This window comes from Streptomyces macrolidinus, assembly GCF_023887685.1.
Taxonomy (GTDB): domain Bacteria; phylum Actinomycetota; class Actinomycetes; order Streptomycetales; family Streptomycetaceae; genus Streptomyces; species Streptomyces macrolidinus.
Genome location: NZ_JAMWMR010000051.1, coordinates 1 through 18,103, shown reverse-complemented (window position 1 = coordinate 18,103; position 18,103 = coordinate 1). Strand labels below are relative to the sequence as shown.

11 protein-coding genes are annotated in these 18,103 nt (G+C 68.0%); 7 read left to right on the top strand and 4 right to left on the bottom strand.

Features of this window, described 5'->3' with window-relative positions; translation table 11 throughout:
* On the bottom strand, nt 1-794 hold a 794-nt coding region (locus tag NGF19_RS29475; protein ID WP_252428853.1), incomplete at its 3' end, for a GntR family transcriptional regulator.
* A gap of 165 nt (nt 795-959) precedes the next feature.
* Here NGF19_RS29475 and NGF19_RS29470 point away from each other — a divergent pair.
* The 7 genes from NGF19_RS29470 to NGF19_RS29440 all read left to right on the top strand — a co-directional run bounded on the left by NGF19_RS29470 (nt 960) and on the right by NGF19_RS29440 (nt 6,746).
* Nucleotides 960-1,313, top strand: a complete 354-nt coding sequence (locus tag NGF19_RS29470; RefSeq protein WP_252428851.1) for an SCO3933 family regulatory protein — start codon at nt 960-962, stop codon at nt 1,311-1,313.
* Nucleotides 1,310-1,501: a hypothetical protein gene (locus tag NGF19_RS29465; RefSeq protein WP_252428849.1), complete on the top strand. Its 192-nt coding sequence runs from the start codon at nt 1,310-1,312 to the stop codon at nt 1,499-1,501. Before NGF19_RS29470 ends, NGF19_RS29465 begins: the two co-directional genes overlap by 4 nt.
* Before the next feature lie 13 nt (nt 1,502-1,514).
* Entirely contained in the window at nt 1,515-2,894 is a 1,380-nt protein-coding gene (locus NGF19_RS29460; protein WP_252428847.1) for an FtsK/SpoIIIE domain-containing protein, read from the top strand.
* 36 nt (nt 2,895-2,930) lie between these two features.
* Nucleotides 2,931-3,665 (top strand): DUF2637 domain-containing protein, encoded by a 735-nt coding sequence (locus NGF19_RS29455; protein WP_252428845.1) that lies wholly within the window; start codon nt 2,931-2,933, stop codon nt 3,663-3,665.
* Between the two features lie 149 nt (nt 3,666-3,814).
* Complete coding sequence (locus NGF19_RS29450; RefSeq protein WP_252428843.1) at nt 3,815-5,245, top strand: replication initiator; 1,431 nt, start codon at nt 3,815-3,817, stop codon at nt 5,243-5,245.
* A complete protein-coding gene (locus tag NGF19_RS29445; protein ID WP_252428841.1) occupies nt 5,245-5,469 on the top strand; it encodes a helix-turn-helix domain-containing protein in 225 nt (74 codons plus the stop codon). The genes NGF19_RS29450 and NGF19_RS29445 overlap by 1 nt, the downstream gene beginning before the upstream one ends.
* Entirely contained in the window at nt 5,469-6,746 is a 1,278-nt protein-coding gene (locus tag NGF19_RS29440) for a tyrosine-type recombinase/integrase (protein ID WP_252428839.1), read from the top strand. The genes NGF19_RS29445 and NGF19_RS29440 overlap by 1 nt, the downstream gene beginning before the upstream one ends.
* A gap of 139 nt (nt 6,747-6,885) precedes the next feature.
* On the opposite strand, the gene NGF19_RS29435 is transcribed toward NGF19_RS29440, so the two are convergent.
* From NGF19_RS29435 to NGF19_RS29425, 3 genes are all read right to left on the bottom strand, one after another.
* Entirely contained in the window at nt 6,886-7,164 is a 279-nt protein-coding gene (locus tag NGF19_RS29435) for a hypothetical protein (RefSeq protein ID WP_252428837.1), read from the bottom strand.
* 110 nt (nt 7,165-7,274) lie between these two features.
* A complete protein-coding gene (locus NGF19_RS29430) occupies nt 7,275-14,054 on the bottom strand; it encodes a polymorphic toxin-type HINT domain-containing protein (RefSeq protein ID WP_308288567.1) in 6,780 nt (2,259 codons plus the stop codon).
* A 217-nt stretch (nt 14,055-14,271) separates the two neighbouring features.
* The coding region (locus NGF19_RS29425) for a LamG-like jellyroll fold domain-containing protein (protein ID WP_252428833.1) at nt 14,272-18,103 on the bottom strand (3,832 nt) is incomplete at its 5' end.

Below are 18,103 nucleotides of genomic sequence, written 5' to 3'. Positions count from 1 at the left end.
CGTTGTTCCATGACGGCGCGCATGGCGTCGCGGTGGGCGGTGGCGGCTTCGAACTCGGCGCTGGCCTTGGTGAACCGTTCCTCGGCGGCGGCGAGTTCGGCGGCTACCTCGTCGTCGCTCTTCCCGCTGAGCCGCACCGCTTCCTCGTCCGCCCGGCGCTGCGCCGCCATCTCTTCCAGCCCCTCGTTGTAGCGCTTGAGGAACTGATCGCGCGGGCTGAGCTGGCGGACGAACACACCCCTGCCCTGGACCGAGTAGATCAGCCCCTCCTCCTTGAGGACCCGCAGGGCGTTCTGCGCGGTGGAGTTGGCGATGCCGAACTGGGCTTGCAAGTCGCGGGCGGAAGGGAGCTTGGCCCCGGGCGCGAGTCGGCCGTCCTGGATCTGCTTGCGGAGCGCGTCCGCGGTCCGCACATACGGGGGGCGTGGATCGTCAGCGGGACTGTCGGCGGCCTGCCAACCGCGCCGGAGGTCGCCGAGACCGGTGTACGCGGGATCGGCTTCGCCGGAGTCGACCTCGTCGCCCGCTGCGGCCTCCGCCTCCGCTTCGGCCGGCGCTTCGGGCGCGCGTACGTAGCTGCCTCGGCCCAGGACGGAGTAGATCAGCCCCTCCTCCTTGAGGAGCCGCAGGGCGTTTTGGACCGTGGAGCTGGCGATGCCGAAGCGTCGTTGCAGCTCGCGCGCGGCGGGAAGCCGCTCGCCTGGGCGCAGCTCGCCGTCGTGGATGGCGGCACGCAGGACGTCGGCGGCCTGGACGTACGGCGGCCGGGGGTCCTCTCCCAGAGGCAGCTTCATGGCACGAGGGTAGCGGCGTCGGCACTCGCGGCACACCCGGGCGTCCTCGGCGTTCCAGCCGTACCGGTGTAGCGATACGAATCGAGTGTTGCGGGTGTAGCGAGTGTGCCGCTATGGTCATGGTGAGTCGATCAAGCGACTTCACCGAACAAGGGGTGTGATGGCATGGCCATGACTCGAATCCGTGTTGCCCTGCTGCCGTCGGCGGTCTGCATCGCGGGCACGGACCCAGTACTGAAGATCAAGGACCAGCAGACCGGCGAGATCGCCACCGACCGGGAGACCGGGGCATCGCTGTACACCGTGACCGTGATGCTCATGGAGGATGGCCGCGCCGAGGTCCTGAAAATCACCGTGCCGGAGACGGGTCTGGCGGCAGGGCTCAAGCCGGGGGCGATGGTGCGGCCGGTGGAGCTGTTCGCGACCCCGTGGGCGCGGATCTTCAACGGCCAGCTCTCCGACGGCGTCGCCTACCGCGCCACCCGTCTCGAACTGGTCACGGCGGAGGCCGCCCAGTGACCGGCATCGGCAGCCGGGGGCCGCAGCGGGAGCTGCATGTGCTGCGGCCCCTGCCGGGCACCGAGGGCAAGGCCACGTTCTCCGCATCTGGTGCGGTGCTCGGCTTGCTCGGCCTGACCCCGGCGGATTCGGCCTCGCTGGACCTGGCCGACATCCTCCGCCTGGTATCCGAGACCGAGGGGGACTGACATGGAAGCCGTGATGGATTACGGACCGGATGCACTGCTGCTCGCGGCCGTGCTGGCCGGTGTGACGCTCCTCCTGGTCGTGGTGCGCTACGTGCGCGCCGACCGGGGCACGCGGACCAGCATGCGGCAGGCCGTCCGGGTCCGCTGGGGCTGGATGCGCCTCGCCCGGATGGCCGGACTGACGGTCACCGACAAGACCCCGGGCCTGCTCGCGCAGATCGCCGCGCAGAAGGACGGTGCCACCCCCGCGCCCCGGGTCCTGACGCCGAAGATCAAGGTGAAGCCGGACCAGTTCGGAGTCATCGTGCGGGCCAGGACGCTGCCGCAGGTCGGGTTGGAGGAGTACCAGAAGTCGGCCCGGTTCCTGGCGGACGCCTGGCGGTGCACGCGCGTGTCCGTGCTGCCGGATGGCCCCGGCAAGGTGGTGATCCGGGGCGTGCGCTCCGATCCGCTGACCACGCCGACCACCCACCGGCCCACCGGCCGACCGCTCACGGACCTGACGCGCTGGGAGCTGGGCGTGGACGAGTACGCCGCGAAGGTGTGGGTGTCCCTGGCGAACGTGCCCGGGGTGACGGTGGCCGGCGCCCCGGGTGCGGGCAAGACCTCGGGGGTCAACAAGTTCCTCTGCGACTTCGCGCCGTCGGCCGCCGTGCAGATCGCGACTGCGGACGGCAAGGTGTCGCGGGCCTCGGAGGGCGACTACGCCGACCTGGTCAAGCGGATGTTCGCGTTCTGCGGTGACGACCTTGATGAGGCGAACGCGCTGTTCAAGCGTCTGGTGGATCTGCGTAAGCGGCGCTCGGCGACCATCCGTGAGGTACTGGGCGTGAAGAACATGTGGCACGTCGGCCCCTCTCCGGAGTGGCCGCTCACGGTCCTGATCATCGATGAGGCGCACACGTACTTCCGCGAGTACAAGGGCAGCGACGCCGCCACGAAGCGCTTGGCCGCGTTGACGGCGGAGAACGCCCGGCTGGTGGAGGACCTGGTCAAGAAGGGCCGCAGCGTCGGCATCCTGGTGATCCTGATCAGCCAGAAGACCACCGGCGACGCCATCCCCACCTTCATCCGCGACGTGTGCCCCATTGGGCTGTCCTTCGCGCAGAAGACGGTGGAGGCAGCGGTGGCCGCGCTGGGTGAGGACATCCGCAACTGGCCCGACGCCAGCCCGGTCACCTTGCAGGACCCCGCCTACGTCGGGGTCGCGGTGATGGCGATGCAGGGCCGCCCCGGCTACACCCGCATCCGCACCCCCTACGTCTCCGACACCGACGCCGCCCGCGTCGCGGAAGCCACCTCCCACCTGACAGCTGACCCGGACCTGTGCCTGGACACCCTCCTCCGCTCGACCGGCCGGACGGCAACGCCCGCGCCCTCACTCACCAAGTGATCCCGAAAAGCCCACGTCAGAAAGGAGGTTGAGAACATGGCGGAGGAACGGTTCACCCGGCGCACCGTGACCGTGGTCATGGCGGTCATCGCGGCCCTGGCCTTCGTCTTCTCCTTCGGTAACGTCTGGGCTCTCGCCCTGCGGCTCGGCGTCCCCCGTCCGATCGCGCCGCTGATCGCCCCCATGGTGGACCTGTCCGTCGTCGGCCTCCTGGTCGCCCTGCGCTTCCTGGCCCTGCGCGGCGTGTCCAAGGCGGAGTTGAGGGCCGGTACCCGGCTACTACACCTGTGCGGGCTGCTCACCCTCGCCCTGAACACCGCCGAACCCCTGCTGACCGGACGCTACGGACGGGCCTGCCTGGACACCGTCGCCCCGCTCCTACTCCTCGGCTGGGGCCACGTCGGCCCCGCCCTCCTAGCCCAGTTCCACACCCCCGCCGCCCCCACCCCGCATCTGGAGGACGCCACCACTCCCAGCTCCGTGCTGGTGCCGGACGAAGCACCCGCACCCGAACCAGCACCCCCGGCCCCCGTTCCGGTCACTGTCGCCTCGCCGACCGAGGAACAGCCGACCGCCCCGGCTCCCGCCGCCGTCACCCAGACGGCCCGACCCGCCTCCGGCCCGGCCCTGCCTGCCGCCCTGCTGGACGCGGCCCGGCGCATCGCGGACACCCACCGTGCCGAGCACGGGACCCCGATCACCGCCGCCCACCTGGGCGCGCGCATGGGCATCGCCCTCCCGGTGGCTACCGCCGCACTCGCTCAGATCTGAGCCCCGGCCCTCGCCGGCCGCATCCCCTCCTGGACCCCACGCCCACCCGATGGGCCTGGTTCGTCATGCCCCGAGCAGCACCAACACGCCTTCCTGCCTGGCTGGGTGCTGCTCAGGGCCACCCACCCGACAGAAGGGACACGCCCCGAATGGTCACCCTGGACCTGCGCCACGTGGCAAGCCCCGCCGTACGGGACCTGCTCCACCTCGTCAACCACCCCGACTTCGACCGCGCACAGCAGCAGATCGAACACCTCGGCGGCTGCACCGAACCCATCCGCCTCACCGGACGCACCACTACCGTCGACACCACGACCGGTGAAGTCCTGCGCTCCTACACCACCGAAACTGAGCCCACCGGCAGCCTGCTGACCGCATGCGGCAACCGCCGCGCCTCGCGCTGCCCTGCCTGCTCCCGCCTCTACGCCGCCGACACCTACCACCTCATCCGCGCCGGCCTGACCGGCGGCAAGACCGTCCCCGATACCGTCCGCACCCACCCCCGCGTCTTCGCCACCCTCACCGCCCCCTCCTTCGGCCCCGTCCACAACCGCCCCGACGCCCGGCCCTGCCGCTGCCGCACCCGCCACGAACCTACGGACCCCCTGCTGGGCACGCCCCTGGACCCGGCTACGTACGACTACACAGGCGCGGTCCTCTTCAACGCCCACGCGGGAGCCTTGTGGGCCCGCTTCACCACCTACCTGCGCCGCGAACTCGCCGTCCGGCTCGGCCTCACCCAGAAGGCCGCCCGCGCCGTGCTGCGGGTCTCCTTCGCCAAGGTCGCCGAGTACCAGAAGCGCGGCCTGGTCCACTTCCACGCCGTCATCCGACTCGACGGCCCCGACGGCAACACCCAGCCCCCGCCCCCGTACGCCACCGTCGCCGTGCTCACCGACGCCATCCGCGCCGCCGCGGCTCGCGCCCGCACCTCCGTCGTCTCCGACGGGGTCGGGGAACGTGAACTCGGCTGGGGCCAGCAGCTCGACGTACGCGAGATCGCCGCTTTCGGCACCGATGCCGAACTGACGGATCAGGCGGTCGCCTCGTACGTGGCGAAGTACGCCACCAAGTCCGCCGACGCCTCCGGCACCCTCGACCGTGCCCTGTTCTGCCGCCCCTGCCAGGGACGCGGCGCCACCGTTCTCCCTCACGGAACCCCGCTCCCCTGCACTGCCTGCGACGGCACCGGTCAGGCCCGGCCTTTGCCCCGGCTCGCCGTGGCACGCCACGTCCGGCAAATGATCCGCACCTGCTGGGAGCTGGGCAGGCTGCCCGAGTTCGCCGATCTCAAGCTCTGGAAGTGGGCGCACATGCTCGGCTTCCGGGGCCACTTCTCCACCAAGTCCCGCTCCTACTCCACCACTCTCGGCGCGCTGCGCAACGCCCGCCGCGCCTGGCGTACCGAACAAGCCCGCGCCCACGCCGGCCTTCCCGAACCCGACCCTACGACCACGCTCGTCATCGGCCACTGGGACTACCACGGCGCGGGCTACAGTCCCGGCGCGAACCTCCTCGCCGCCGCTGTATGGCACCGCAGCGAACTGGAACGGCAGTTCACGGCCGAAGGGGGCTGCTGATGGCCTCGCCTCCGCTCGCGGGCCTCCACCCAGACGCGGTCCCGGTGCTGGATCTGCTCACGGTCCCCCAGGTGATGGCCCGCCTACAGCTCGGCCGCTCCGCCGTCTACGACCTGCTCCGCACCGGCCAGCTCGCCTCGATCACCCTCGGCCGCGCCCGCCGCATCCCCACCCACGCCGTCACCGACTTCATCCGCACCCGCCTCGAACAGGATGCCGCCTGATGACCACACCTCGCCCTGCCTCCTCCCGCCGCGTCCGCGCCAACGGCGACGGAACTGTCTACCAGCGCAAGGACAGCCGCTGGGAAGCCGCCGGATACGTCCTCGCCCCCGGCAACACCCGCAAGCGCATCCGCGTCTACGGCACCACCCGCAAGGAGGCCCTCGCCAAGCTCACCGAGAAGATCGCCGCCAGCAACCGCGGCCTGCCCGTCGCAGCGGCGGACAGCACCGTGAGCGCCTACCTCACGTACTGGCTGGACGGCGTCGCCGTCCACTACCTGCGGGAGAACACCCACACCCGCTACGCCGCCGCCATCCGCCTCCACCTCAACCCCGGCCTCGGCGCCAAGAGGCTCGCCCGGCTCACCACTCGCGACGTCCGCACCTTCCTCGACGGACTCCGCACCACCTGCCAGTGCTGTGCCCAGAAACGAGACGCTGTTCGGCAGTCCTGCTGCGCCATCGGCCAGTGCTGCGGCAAGCGACTGTCGCCGCTGACCGTGACGTACGTCCACGCGGTCCTCAAGTCCGCCCTGGAACACGCCGTCCGCGAGGACGAGCTGCCGCGCAACGTCGCCCGCAACGTCAAGACCACCACGCCCCGCCCCAGGCGCTTCCAGCCCCTCACCGCCGCCGAAGCCCGGCAGTTCCTCCAGGCGGCCGCCGATGATCGTCTGCACGCCCTGTACGAACTCGCCCTGCGCACCGGACTCCGTAAGGGCGAACTCCTCGGCCTCCACTGGGAAGACCTCGACCTCGATAGGGGAACCGCCACCATCCACCGCTCCCTCCAGCGCACCCGCACCCAGGGCCTGACCGTCCTGAACACCAAGACCCTCGCCTCCGAACGCCGCATCGCCCTCCCCACCGAGTGCATCGCCTCCCTCAAGATCCACCAGGAACGACAGCAGGAAAAGCGCCAGGCGGCCGGAACGGGCTGGACGGACAACGGGCTCGTCTTCACCACCCCGAAGGGCAAGCCACTCGCCCCCACCAACCTCACCCGCCGCTTCCGCCGCCTCCTCCACAAGGCCGAGCTCCGGACGATCCGCTTCCACGACCTCCGCCACTCGACCGCCACCCTGCTCCTGGAACAGGGCGTCGACCTCATCGTCATCAAGGAACTCCTCGGCCACGCCCACATCGGCGTCACCGCCGGCGTCTACGCCCACGTCCGACTCCGCCTCCAGCGGCAGGCCATCGACACCCTCGGCGCAGCCCTCAGCCCGACCGGTGACGACCCTGACGCCCCACCCGCCGCAGCCGTCGTCCGCTGACGTTGCCGTCACCGTTGCCGTCAAACGACTCAAGTGCCCCCACTGCTGTGAATCAGTGGGGGCACTTGTTGTCTATTCCAGCGAACTACCGAAACGCCTCTTGCTCACGCTGGCGAATGCTGAGCAAATTCGCCACGAATCATCCGTCAAGAGATTTCGGCGAGTTATCGAAATCCTGACTCCAAGACCTCTCAAGACTCGCCTTCGCCGCTCCCGCCGCAGCCCGAAGCTCTCGCCATTCGACCGCTTCTTCGAGCGCGAGCTCAGTCCAAATCGACTCAGGCCCCGCACTCACAGCATCCGCGAGTCCATTGACCGACTGAAGCAGGAGGTATTCCTCATGACTTAGCGAACGATCGCCCACTCTGGCGCGAGCTACATGCAGCACGTCGTCGAACTGAAGCAGGATCTCATCCACCCCCACTCCTGACGCCTGCAAATATGCAGCTTGACGATCGGGTTCTGCGCTGAGCAGGTCCAACACAGCGAGAGTCCACCGCCGAAAGTCGGCCAGCTTTCGCTCCCCGGTCATCGAATGATCCCTCCCAGATCTCCTTCAGGGCCCACGACTCTCCAGTAGGCACCCTCTCCGTGATGACCACCGCCAGGATTCCACCTGAGCATCCGCCCGGTCGGGTCTCCTCGACCCGTGTATTCGCGAATCACCCATCCACCTCCAGCGTTCTTGCCACGCCCCAGGCCTTCTTCGCGCCATCCCGACTTACCCGCAAAGAACGGCTTGACCTGATCGGGCGTTACGCCACCCCTGAGGGCAGACGGAGTATCGAAGATGTCATCTGCCGAGCGAATGCCCGGAAGCTGACCAGCCTCCTCCGCGAGCTGCCTACGAAGTTTCTCTCCATTCGCAGCACTCGTAGGGCAATTACTGTTGTGAACGAGGACCGGAGTCTGCCCCGCCAGCACATAGTACGTGTGGTGGTTCGAGACCGTCAGATTGTGGACTGTGGATTCCTGTGCGGTCCAGCGCTTGAGAGCCGTGATCTGGACGCGTGTGCCTGCCGAGGTCTGGAGCCATTCGCCGGCGTCGAGGTCGGTGGCGTCGATCCATTCCTTGAGTTCGGGGACCCAGAACGGGTGGCCGTCCGTCGCGGTGATGTCGGCAGTCTTCGAGCCGTCTGCACCGTCGATGTCGATGGTGACCTTGACGAGATGTTTCTCGCCGTGGCCCTTGATCAGGGCAGTGACAGTCTCGGCGTTGGTTTCGCCGGTTTCGGGGTCGGTGGCCAGGACCTGGTCGCCCTCCTTCACCTCCTCGATGGGCTTGGTGGTGCCGTCGGCCATGAGGACGAGGGTGCCAGGGACGAAGCTATTGGGCGTCGGGCAGGTGATGTCCACGTCCGTCTTGCGGGCGGCCTTCTTTGCGTCTGCGATGTCGTCAGCTCCACTGACGAGCTTGTAGCCCTTCTTGAACCACCTGGAGACCGGAATCTCCAACGCGGTGTCGATGCAGTCGCCCCAGTTCGGGGAGTCGACGCACCCCTTCGCGGCCTCGGTGTCGAAGACGAAGAAGTTGAAGAGTTCCTTTGACCGCTTCCAGTGGATGCTCTCGCCGATCGGGAGGATCCCCTCGACGACCTTGTTCCCCTGACCGGGCGCCGGTGTCGTCTTGAAGCTGACGTATTTGCTACCCCCGTGCACGGCGGTGTAGGTCCAAACCGTCGAACCGTCGCGGCGCGTCGTGTCGGACTGGTATGTCGCGTGATACGTCCACTTATCTCCGCTGTGGGTGAACCACTCCTTCTTCATGTCCTTCGGACAGATGTCCATCGCTTCGCATGACGAGAGCGGCCGGAGACCGTTCGGGTCGCTGTACGTGACGGGGTTGTTGTTGCTGTAGGAGTACGCCGTCAGCGACTGGGGGTCGGCCGGGTCCAGGAGCGGGTCGACCGAGATGAACGTGCCGGTGGTCGGGTCGTACTCGCGGGCGCCGAGGTGGGTCAGCCCGGTCGAGGTGTCCGTCGTGCCGCCGATGTAGCCCTTGGTGCCGGGCCAGACCGGTCCCTGCTGGGTGCCGCGCGGCCCGCCGAAGGGCAGGGAGCGGCGCTGGGTCAGGCTGAGGTCGGCTGCCTTGACGGCGAGTTGGCCGGTGCCGAGGTGGTCGGCGAGGGTGAAGGTGATGGTGCCGTCGTCGGCCTGAACGGCCTGGTTACCGGCGCCGAGGTCGATGTAGCGGGTGGCCTTGGGCTTTGTGGCGCCCTTGGGCAGGACGAGTTCGGTGCCGCCGAGGTAGAGGGTGGTCTCGGTGTCGGTGCGGCCGATGAGACGGTTGCCCTCGGTGTCGTAGAGGTAACTGGTGGTCTTGTCGCCCTCGGTGACCTTCTCCAGGTGGCCTTCTGCGTCCCAGATGTGGGTGCGGGTGGTGCTGCCGGTGACACGCTTCTCGGTGTTGCCCGCGTCGTCATAGGTGAAGCTGATCGCGGGCGGGTTTCCGGGGCCGCTCTGGGCGATCTTGGAGACGGCGTGCGGACGGGTGGCCGTGGCGCCGGAGGCCGGGTAGCTGTAGGTGCGGACGGTGTCCTTGGCGGTGTCACCGGCCGGGTCGTGGAGGGTTTCGGTGGCGCGGTTTCCGGCCGCGTCGTAGGTGTAGGAGTGCCAGTACGGGGCCGGGCCGCCGACCGTGCTGCCGGTCGGGGCAGTGGAGCAGGAGGTGTCGCCCTCGGTCCAGGCCGCGGTCATGCGGGCGAGGTAGTCGTAGGTGAAGCACTGGTTGTCGGTGCCGGTGCGGGAGACGTCTGCGATCGAGGTGACGTTGCCGGCCTGGTCGTACGTGTAGGTGTTGTGCCGGTCTACGCCGTTGACGCCTTCACGGTCCACTCGGGTGGTGGCGAGTCGCTGGGTGCCCCACTCGTAGGTGTTGGTGACTGAGGTCTTCTTCGCTCCGGCTGCTGTGGACGACAGCGTGGACTGCAGGACCTTGCCGGTCTTGGAGTAGCTGGTGGTGTCGGCTCGGAAGCCGTCGCCGAGGAGGGAGACGGGGCGCAGGATGTCGTCGTAGCTGTAGGAGTAGGAGCCGCCCGGCAGCGATCCGGCCGCCGAGTAGGACACACCGGCGACAGCGCCTGAGGTCTTGTAGCTGATGCCGGCTTGGTAGGTGCCGGCGAGGGCGCCTTCGGACGCGGGGATGGTGACGGCCGTGCGGATGGCCCGGTAGAGGTTGTCGTATTGAGTGACCTTGCTGGTGTACTCGTTGCCGTCCACGTAGCGGGTGGCCGAGGCGAGCTGGCCCTTGGCGCCGGCGACGGTGTCGTAGGTCCAGGAAGCGCGCAGGGCGCCGGTGGCGGTGCCCTCTCGGGTCTCGGTCTGGCGGCCGAGGCCGTCGTACGTGCGGTACAGCTTGGTGCCGCGTGCGTCCTCGGTGTACTTCACCTGGCCGCGGTCGTCGTACTCCGTCTTGGAGAGTCCCTTGTCCGGGTCGGCGGCCGAGGTCTGGCGGCCCATCTGGTCATACCCGTAGGTCCAGATGTTTCCGGCCTTGTCGGTGATCTTCTTCAGCCGTCCGGCTGGATCGTACTGGTAGGACGTCGTGTCGTAGTCCCCGGAGGCATCCGCCTTCTTGTGGTGGCGGACCTGGGTGGCCCGGCCCTGGGCATCCACCACGGTCGTGGTGGTGGTGCCGCCCTGGGGCGGGATCACTGTGGTGCGGTCGCCGCCGTAGATCGTCTTGGTGGTGTTGAGGACGGTGCCGCCGTCGCCGTTGCCTGCAAGCGTCCGGGTCTCGACGAGCTGGCCCTGGCCGTCGTAGGTGTTGCGGGTCTGGGTTTCCACGGACAGGGCGTCGGCAGGCAGGAACAGGCCGCGCTGCGGAGCTCCGGTTGTGTAGTACGGGGCGAAGGACTTCGCGACCAGGCCGCGCTCGTCGTAGAAGGTGTCGGCGAGGATGCGGCCGCCGTCCGGGCCGGGGGCCTGGGTCTGGCGGGCTCGCAGCAGGCCGTCGTAGAGCGTGTACGTGGCGAGCTGGCCGCCGTTGTTGTCCAGCGTGAGAGTGCGGACGGCGACCGGCTTGCCTTCTTCGACGAAGTAGTCGAAGGCGTAGGACGGGGTCAGGGAGGTCGCGCGGTTCGGCAGCCAGATCTTCGAGGCGCGGCCGAGGGCGTCGTAGGTCGAGGTGGTGACCCTGCCGTTGGCGTCCGTGGAGGTCAGCGTGAGACCACGGGCGATGTCCAGGGTGGAGGTCTCGGTCTGGGACGTGGTGGCGTCACCGTTCTTGGCCGGCGGGGTGGTGACCTTCGTCGAGGTCGCGAAACCGGTGGCCGGCGTGAACTCGGTGATGACGGTGCGGCCGTCGCTGCGCGGCGTGCGGACCGGCGCGGTGGTCTCGGTCGCGGTCACGGTGGCCGTGAGGTCGGTCGAGGCCACGGCTCGACCGTAGGCGTCGTAGGTGGTGCCGGACTCCAGGTAGGTGGCCGTCGTCCCGTTGTGCGACTTCAGCGTCGCGGTCGCGGTGGCGTTGCCCTTGGTCGGCGCCTCCCCGTACGCAAGGCCGTCGTAGGCGGTACGAACGTCCGAGATGACGTCCTTGGAACGGTCCAAGGTGGCGGAGCCGCAGTCACCGGCCACCGTCTCGACCCGCTGGACCTTGGTCTGGACGAGGGTGCTGCCGGTGGGCGCGTAGGAAATCAGGGTGCAGGTGTTGTCCGCGACGGCGGTCTCGCCGTAGTCGGAGACACGGATCGGACGGCCGGCGACGGTGTCGTACCCGGTCGACTTGGAGGTCTTGCGCCACTTGGTGAGGGCGCCGTTGCCGTCGTCGGTGAGGGCGAGCGTAGTGGTGTTCTTGATGCCCGAGAAGTACGCGGAGATGTCGCCCCACGAACGGGACTTCGTTGCCGTCTGGTGGTACCAGGGCTGGTTGATGGCCCGTGTGACGGCCTTGCCGTTCGGCTTGTCGTAGGTGACAGTCTTGTAGTTGAAGCCGGCCATCGCCTCGTGGTCGACGATCGCCTCACCTTCGTCGGAGTCGAGGGCGACGGTCACGGACTTCTTCTCGGTGCCGGAGGCGTTCTTGCGGTCGCCGTCCATGCCGCGCAGGAAGTAGCTGTCCTGCTGGGACTTCATGGCGGAGGCACCGCCCTGACCGCCGGTGGAAACCCGAACCTGCCCATAGCCTCGCCACTGGGACCAGGTCTTGCGCTTCTCCTCTGTCAGACCGTCGTCGTCCCAGTGCCAGGCGCCGTCACCGAGGTAGGTGTAGGCGGTGACGTTGTCCGGGGCGCCACCGGTACGGTCGGTGGCCGTCACCGAGGTGACCACGTACTTGTTGAACCAGTGCCGCTCAGGCGCCTCCTCGTCGGTGCCGCCAATCATCTGAGGGAAGCAGCGCGTGGTGTTCGTCTCCGGAGTGGGCAGTGAGTTCGCGTTGCACACGGGGGCGGAGTAGTTGACGTCGGTCTGACCGCCGGACTCGTCCGCGATCGTCGACAGACGGGCCTTGATGAACGGCGCGTACCCGTCACCGATCTTGTCGAGGCGGTTCTCGAGCTGGGTGTAGGCCAGTGTCGTCTTGGGCAGGGTCACCGCCGGGTCGGCGGTGTGGCCGGTGCGCTGGATCGAGTCGAGCAGCAGCTGGTAGTCGATGTCGGCCTGGCCCCAGCGGTGCGTCAGTGCCCAGGAGTCGACCTTCTTGTAGTCAGCACCGTCGAGGACTTCGGTGGTGATGCCGGTCAGGCGCTTGCGGGTCCAGAAGGTCGGCGAGAGACGGCCCTTGTCACACGTGGTGCCGGCCTCGCAGTTCATGTCCCACGGGGTGTCATACCAGTAGAACGAGTCCTTGGAAATGTCGGCGCATGTGGTGTTCGCGTCGGCGATGCAGCGCTCGCTGCTGGTGAAGCGGACGCGCGCGAGCGGCTTGGCGTAGAAGGAGCGCAGACCGTACTCGACGCGGTTGAGGGTGCCTCCCCGGGTGTAGCGGGTGTCGTCGGCTGCCTTGAGGTTGCGGCCGTAGGAGTTGGTCTCCTTGTCGTAGTAGTACGAGATCAGGTTGCCGTTGGGGTCGATGACCGCGTCGAGGTTCCAGCGCCATGCCTGCTCGCACCAGGATTCGGCGAAAGTGGCGGCGTGACACGGCTCGCCCTCGTCGTCACCGTAGACAGGGACGGTCCAGGTGGAATTGGACTCCGCCTTGCCTTCGGTCCAGCCGGAGAAGCGGTTGTAGCCAAAGTAGTAGCGGGTGCCGTCGGGCGTGGTGATGAGCCAGTACTCATTGTCGTTGTCACCGTTGGCGAGAGCGGAGTTGGTTCCGCGGGCGATGCGGGTGCCGTCGTCGTTCTTGTACTTGAAGACGTTCTTGTTGCTGGTCGGAACCAGTTCGCCACCCTTGCCGTTCAGCGAGACGTAGGCGTTGTCGTAGCCCCAGCAGAGGTCGCCAGGTCGGCTGATGCCGTCGGCGGCCTTCTGCCCGTCGTCGGCGCACGGCTTGTAGCGGCGCTCGATGTAGCCCGGCGAGAGGTCGAACCCGTCGCCGACCCAGGAGGACTGGTTGTTGGTGGAGCTGGTCCGGCCGTCAATCGCGCCGGAAGAGTAGGAGAGTGCGAGCTGTGGCGTGAACTCACCCGGGACAGGGGGAGTCTGGATCGGGTACGACCAGGTGAAGCTGCCCGAGCTCAGGTCGGTGTTCCAGGTGGAGGACGGGGAGAGCGAGGTGGCCTTGAAGTCACCGGTCTTGCCCGCGTCGCCCGCGACGACAGCCATCACCGTGGGAGTCCCGGCACGCACCTGGACGGCCGGGGCGGACAGAGTCTGTCCCTCGGTGTCGTTGTCCGTCGCGACCGGGGTGGCCGTGCGGCAGGCTGCCTTGTCCGGGGTTTCCAGGGCACAGGCCGGGAGGGTGACCAGGGTCAGCCGCGAGGCGTAGCCGCCGCCGTATGCCTGCGCGAACGAGGAGTAGTCGACGGTCGCGCCCACCGCACCCGCCGCGCCCTTCTCCTGCTTCTCCAGGGTGATCAGCAGCCCGTCGATACCCGCTTTGCGGGCCGCTTCCTGGCCCAGCACGCGGGTCTCGACATGGCCGCCGGTGGCGGACTTCACTCGCCGGGCCGGGGTATTCAGCTCCAGCGGCAACCCCTTGGCCTGCACCGGAGCGCCGGCCTTGGCCTGCGGCTCCCCCAGCGCCACGACGGCGGAGCCGGTCGCGGGCCAGGCGGCCCTGGGCGCCTTGTGCGGGGTACGCGCGCCCTTCATGACCTTGCGGGGCTTTGCCTTGAGGCCGGTTGTACCGACGACCGGCTTGTCCGGGTCCACTACGGACGGGAGGCCCTTGCCCGCCGCGTCCGCAGTGGGCGTGAACGCCACCGCCTGCAACAGTGTGGCGATCAGGACCGTGGACGCACCCAGAGCGACTCTTCGTCGCAGAGTGAACGCACGGCGTGATCGCGATATGCCATACATGCTGTATCCGATCTCCATCAACTGGTGCTCACCTTGAAAGAGGTGTGCACAGGTCTCTCGTGGGAGGGAAGGAACGAGGGGAGGGCGCACGGCCGTTGCTGCCGCGCGTCCTCCCCTCTCGTCAGTCGCTCGGTACCTGGGTGGGTACGTCGAACCAGCTGAGCGCCAGCTTCTCGATCTGGGCGTCGCTCAGCGCGCCTTGGAAGACCCAGACGTCGTCGACCAGGCCGGGGAAGTAGGAGCCTGCCGAGCCGCCAGTTCCGGAGCGGCCTATCTGGAGCGACTTCGCCTTGAAAGCAAGCGCGTTCTCGGCCCAAGGCACGAGGTCCGTACAGCTCTCGTCGTCGCTCTTGCCGTCTCCATCGGCGTCGGTGCACGCCACCTCGGACAAGCTGCCGTTGACATACAGGCGGGCCTGCTTGGTGAACCCGTCGTAGGCGAGCGCCAGGTGGTTCCATTCACGTGCGTCGTAGAACTCGCCGTTGTCGACTTCGACCACGGTGGCGCCGGTGGAGTCGCTGTCGGCGACCCTCAGTTGCCAGCGGCCCGGGTTCCGCTCGGGGTCGGTGGCGTCGGGAGCGAAACGGACTGTGAAGGCGCTCTGGTTGGTGCCCTCGGCGCCGGCCAGGGCTACCGCACTGTTGGGTATGGCAGCGGCTTGTGCCCACCCGGTCAGGGTGAAGCTGCCCGAGGTGTCCACGGGCACGCTGTCCGCGGTCGCGTAACCGCTGACGCCGTCCAGTTCCATGGAGCCGAAGTCAATGAACCCGGAGTCCGACTTCTTGGCGCCGCCGTTCAGGGTGAGCGCGCTGCCTCCGGGCACCGCGTTCGGGGTGGTCGCCGGGCTGGTTGCGCTGGTCTCCTCGAACATCCAACGGGCCTTGACCAGCGGGCGTTGCTTGAACATCTGCTGGACTTCTTCGGCCGAGACCGGGCGGTCCAGTAGGCGGACGTCGTCGATGGTGCCGGGGAAGTAAGAGGCCATGGCTCCGCTGTAGTTGCCGGCGCCGATGTACATCGATTGGTCCGCGTAGAACGCACCGGCCAGCTTGGTCGTACCCGCCATGACGCCATTGACGTACAGGGTGAGCGTGTCGGCCACAGCGTCATGGACGCCGACCAGGTGGACCCATTCCCCGGCGCGGGCGGTGACGCCGTCGGCCTGCATCGCCCGTACCGGAGTCCCGTCCGGGGCGTCGGCGGAGTACTGGTTGAACGCCCAGCGGTCGTAGGCGGAGGAGTAGTACAGCTCGAAGCCGGGCTTGTCCTTACCCGCCTGCGCCGCGATGATGCCAGCGCTGGTGGGCTTCTTGTCCAGCTTCGCCCACGCCGAGACGGTGAAGGGGCGTGACGTGTTCAGGTGCGGGCCGCTGGTCTGCCCGATCTTCGCGTAGCCGCTGGTGCCGTCGAAGTGGGCGGCCTTGCCCGCCACGCCTTCGACTCCGGTGATGACCTTGCCGTTGTACTTGGCGGGCAGGACCCCGCCGTGCCCGGTCAGTTGGGTGGCGTCAGCCTTCTCGTCCAGTTCGAAGACGGCGATGGCCGGACGGCCCGGGTCACCGACGATTCCCTTGGCATTGAGCTTGCCGACCTCGTTGACGGTCAACGGCTTGTCGAAGAGCTGTAGTTCGTCGATCGTGCCAGGGAAGAACGACATCGCTGTGCCGGTGAGGTTCTTGCCGCCGAGCTGCAGACCTCGTCGGGCCTCCCACGGGGTGCTGTAGGGCACGGAGTCCACCAGTTTGCCGTCCACGTACAACTCGAGGACGTGACTGGTGGAGTTGTACGACCCGACCAGGTGGGTCCACGTTCCTGCCTTGACCTGGCTGATGTTGCCCTGGGCGGCGCGTACCAGGCCGCCGCTGGCGTCGTCGGACTTGTACTGGTTGAACGACCAGCCGTACGTCGTGGAGTAGTAGAGCTCGAATCCGGGCGCGTTGTTGCCGGGCGCCAGGGCCACGTCCGCGGTCGTGGTGGGGATCTTGTCTAGCTTCACCCATGCCGAGACCGCGAACCCGCCGCTGGTGTTGACCGCAGGGAGGTCGGTGGAGGCGTAGGCGTCGGTGCCGTTGAAGTGCACCGCCGTTCCCTTGACGCCCTCAACGCCGGGCGTCGCCCCGCCGTTGAGCGTGAGCGTGCGCGGCGGCGTGGAGCCGAGGGCCTCGCTCGCCCCCGCTGGCTCGTCGAGCTGCCAGGTCGCCCGCTCCGGCTGCCCGGCCTTCACCCGGTACTGGTAGGTGCGGATCTCACTGCCGTTTCCGGCGGAGTCGAACGCCTGCGCGGTGAAGAAGTTCAGCCCGGGTTTGGCGGGCAGCACCTTCACAATCTTGGCCGCACCGCCGGATGTGGTGATCTTGTTCTTTGAGGACGGGTCACCGTTGATGCCGTACCAGTACGTCGTCACGTCAGTCTCGGTGGCCTTCATCTCGAACGAGCCGTAGCGGCCCACTCCGTCGTACCAGGGGTCGTCCGGGTTCTCCGGGTCCGAGGCCGGGTACTCGCCCGAGGCAACCGTCGGGGCCTTCGGCACCGAGGTGTCGTAGTAGAAGTAGCAGGCCGTCGGGTCACCCGCAGACGACCACGGCGAGTACTGAGCCCCGTCATAGGCGCGCGCTTGCCAGTAGATCCGCTTGTTCTGCGGCACGTTGGACGGCAGGCTGATCGAGAAGTTGGACCCGGACTTCTTGGACGAGGTCCGTGCCGGCTTCCACCGCGCGATCACCCCCTTGCCGTCCCCGGAATCCCAGGATGCCTGGAACTCGACCGCGACGGTGTCGCCGTCCGGGTCGGTGACGTTGTTCGCATAGATCTTGCCCAGGGTGCGCACACGCGCCGCGTCCGCCGGCTTCTTGCAGGTGCCGCCGTACTCCATCGTCAGCTGAGACATCTTGATCTGCGCGGGCGGACGGTTGTACTTCACCCGCAGAAACGCCTTGTCCGAGAACCGCTTCCACCCATAGGCGTCGGACTCACTGGCCGCCTGGAGCCCGAACGTCATCGTCGCGCTCTTGTTGTTCGCGGCCGTCTGCACCGCCGACTTCACGTCGAACTCCGCGTCCTTGGCCGCACAACCGGAGTAGCCGTAAGCGAAGGACTTCGACGCCAGCTGCTTGACCCAGAAGCCCGAAGCGTTCTGGCTGTTCCACGTCGTCGACGACGAGATGTCCTTGGTCTGCCACAGCTGCACGCTGCGCGCCTCGCAGGACGCAGACCAGGTGTTGCGGACCACGAACTCCGCCGACAGGATCGACTTCCCCGCAAACGTCGAAGTCGGGATCCGGTAGAAGAGACGCTTGGTGTCGTTCGGCTGACAGTAGGACCAGTTGCAGTAGCCCATACCCGCGTCCGACTCACCATTGAACTTCCACTGCGGCGACGACGCCCAGTACTTCGACGCCATCGTCCACGCCGACGCCTTGGGCGAGTACCACTGCGGGTCGATGAACACCGGATACACCGTGTCCTGGCCCTTGAGCACATCGGCGTCCGGCTTCAACACCAACTCGTCCTGACCATCTGACACTTCCACAGCGACCGGCGCCAGCTTCCCCGACTCCGTCGCCCCCGGCTCGTCGCTGCCGGAACCCTCAGCCGATCTCGCACCGGCGGACCGCGCGGCAGCCGACTGTTCGGCCGAAGATCCCTCACTGGAATCCCACATCAGCGGCTGCGGCGCCTCGAACACCGCACTGCCAGCACCCTTGTCGACGGCCTCCAGACCACCCTCGCCCGTCTCCCGGAGGTCCACGCCTTCACCGTCAAGCTTCAGCCGCAGTGCGGCAAGCTCCTTACTGGCCGCGGCCTCAGCCGACTTGACCACCAGCAACTGCGTGAACCCGTCCTCCTGCGCCCCCAGCCGCAGATCCACACCGGGCAGGACATCCGGATACGTCGCGCTGTCACCATCAATCCGTGGGACAGGAAGCGCCCCAGGCCAGGACAGCGCGATCTCC

Excerpts from the sequence above, each read along its gene's own strand:
- NGF19_RS29470 (WP_252428851.1), top strand. The coding sequence starts at position 960 with ATGGCCATGACTCGAATCCGTGTTGCCCTGCTGCCGTCGGCGGTCTGC.
- NGF19_RS29460 (WP_252428847.1), top strand. The coding sequence starts at position 1,515 with ATGGATTACGGACCGGATGCACTGCTGCTCGCGGCCGTGCTGGCCGGT.
- NGF19_RS29455 (WP_252428845.1), top strand. The coding sequence starts at position 2,931 with ATGGCGGAGGAACGGTTCACCCGGCGCACCGTGACCGTGGTCATGGCG.
- NGF19_RS29450 (WP_252428843.1), top strand. The coding sequence starts at position 3,815 with ATGGTCACCCTGGACCTGCGCCACGTGGCAAGCCCCGCCGTACGGGAC.
- NGF19_RS29445 (WP_252428841.1), top strand. The coding sequence starts at position 5,245 with ATGGCCTCGCCTCCGCTCGCGGGCCTCCACCCAGACGCGGTCCCGGTG.
- NGF19_RS29440 (WP_252428839.1), top strand. The coding sequence starts at position 5,469 with ATGACCACACCTCGCCCTGCCTCCTCCCGCCGCGTCCGCGCCAACGGC.